This window comes from bacterium (assembly GCA_024226335.1).
Taxonomy (GTDB): Bacteria; Myxococcota_A; UBA9160; order SZUA-336; family SZUA-336; genus JAAELY01.
Genome location: JAAELY010000166.1, coordinates 1 through 2,121 on the forward strand (window position 1 = coordinate 1; position 2,121 = coordinate 2,121).

Consider the following 2,121-nt stretch of genomic DNA (forward strand, 5'->3'; position numbering starts at 1 on the left):
GGATGGAGATGCTCAGGATCGGGGCCGGGATTGTGCTTCTACTGTGTCTGGCGGCACCGGCCGCACGCGCGGATGTGGTGACGTTTTCCAATGGAGATCGCTGGACCGGGCGCCTCATTTCAATGGTCGAAGGCAAGCTGCGCTTTGCCGCGGATCTGATCGGCGAGGTGGAGGTCGACGCGAAAGAGGTCCGGACGATTGCTACCGACGAGACGGTCGAGGTGCACGCGAACGACGGCACCGTACTGATCGATGCTCTGGTCGCCGATTCGCAAGCACCCTTCCAGACTGCGGGTCGCGGGCGGGTGGGGACGCAGGGCTTTCGGGAGAAGGAGGTCGCTTCGATCAACCCTCCTGTGAAGGAAGCGCCCGAGTGGGAAGGCAGCCTGACGGCGGGAGTGAAGTTCGAGCGCGGCAACACGATCAAGGACGAAGGCGATCTCGAGGTGCTCGGCGAGTACGAGACGGAATTCAATCGCTTCGGGCTCAAGGCCAGCTACGAGGGCGAGCGAACCACGGACCGCGACTCCGGAGCCAGCACGACCAATGACCGCAACCTCTTCGCGCGCATTCTCTACGACCACTTCCTTGGCGATCGTGCGTTCTGGTATATCGGCTCTTCGGGCGAGAAGGATGGCCCGAAGGATCTCGATCTGCGCTTCACGCTGGGAGGCGGCCTGGGGTACAAGCTCTTCGATCGTCACGACTTCAAGGTCGACTTGCGCTTCGGACCGGCCTGGGTGGAGGAGAACTACAAAGGCAGCGAGCGCGACGACGATTCAGTCGACGTGCTGGCCCGTTGGCATGTGTGGCGAAAACTGGCCGACAACCTGGCCTTCTTTCACGAGACCAATCTCAGGCAGAGCCTCGAGGACATCGACGTCAGTCTGATCAAGACCGAGACCGGTTTGAAGTTCGATCTTTCAAACGAGATCTTCCTGAAAGCCGCGGTCGAGTGGGAACTCGATGCCGAACCGGCGAGCGGCACCCAACGTCAGGATACCGACTACATCCTGGGGTTGGGCTACAAATTCTAGGCGACGTCTGGCGACTCGCGGGGCTCCCCGTCAGCGCTCCAGTCGGCGGTACGCGAGAACTCCGAGCAGACCTAGCAACCCGAGGATCGTTGAGGACGGTTCCGGGACGGCGATGGGCGACTGGCGAATCGTGAACGACGAAATGCCGTCCGGTACGTCGACGGTGAAGACGAAATTTCCGGCGAAGCTGAAGTCGGGCATGATGCCCCCACCGGCCAGGATGTCGTCCACGGTTACGATCTGACTCGGGAAGAACCCAGGAGACGGGTCGAAAAAGACCGGTGAGTCGAAGTCGGGCGAATCGAAATCGAGTCCGTCTCCAGGTGTCGAAGGCACGAAGCCCGCGCCATTGCCGAATCCGAGCTCGATGTGATAGCCGCTCCAGTCGAGGCCGGTGTTGTTCTGCACACCTTCGACGATCACGTACTCCGTCACGCCACCGGTGTCTATCAGGTCGAACACGAGATCAACAGGTCCGATCGCAACGTAGTCTTTCTGCGTAACGAAAATGCTGTTCAGTGACGAGCCGGCGACATTATCATTGTTAGGTGCTACGGGCGGAGAGAAAACGGTGCTCGCCACCGACGCCACACCTGAGAACCAGTTGACCCCCGTGATTTCGGCGGCCTCGGTATGGGCCGTCGATGCGAGGATCAGGGCGATCGCCAGACTTCCGGCAAACGAACGTGCAATGACCGTTGAACGAATACTCATCGGGTGCTCCTTCCAGGAGAATTGATCCATTGGCTGCAGATCAGGCCCAATTCCGCATTCTGAGGGAGCCAACGGGAAAAGCCAATCAAACTGGAGCGAACCGGCCTCGAATAGCCCGATCTGGATTGATGGGTGTCCGGCGATCTAGAAGCCGCGTCGCGCCTGGAGGAGTTTCGCGCCGCAGACGAACTTGGAGTTTCGAGTGAGGAGGAAGTGCGGCCTGGTACAGATCAGCGAACGAGTGTCCGGTATTTGAGCACCTCGGCGGGATAGCGCAGCGCAAATCGCCATTCCGTATCGGTGCTACACGCCTTGACGTACAGTGAGTTTCGCCCCAGTGGGAAGTCGACGCGCAACGGCGTCTGATCCA

The 2,121-nt window shown here is 60.2% G+C and carries 2 protein-coding genes; one reads left to right on the top strand and one right to left on the bottom strand.

The window, feature by feature from the left end; translation table 11 throughout:
- A partial coding sequence (locus tag GY725_07820) for a DUF481 domain-containing protein (protein MCP4004086.1) occupies positions 1–1,037 on the top strand: 1,037 nt, incomplete at its 5' end.
- A 30-nt stretch (positions 1,038–1,067) separates the two neighbouring features.
- Here GY725_07820 and GY725_07825 read toward each other — a convergent pair.
- A complete protein-coding gene (locus GY725_07825; protein ID MCP4004087.1) occupies positions 1,068–1,751 on the bottom strand; it encodes a choice-of-anchor F family protein in 684 nt (227 codons plus the stop codon).
- Positions 1,752–2,121 lie beyond the last annotated feature (370 nt).

What these genes read in the sequence shown, in the direction of transcription:
- GY725_07825 (MCP4004087.1), bottom strand. Translation starts at nt 1,751, where the DNA reads ATGAGTATTCGTTCAACGGTCATTGCACGTTCGTTTGCCGGAAGTCTG.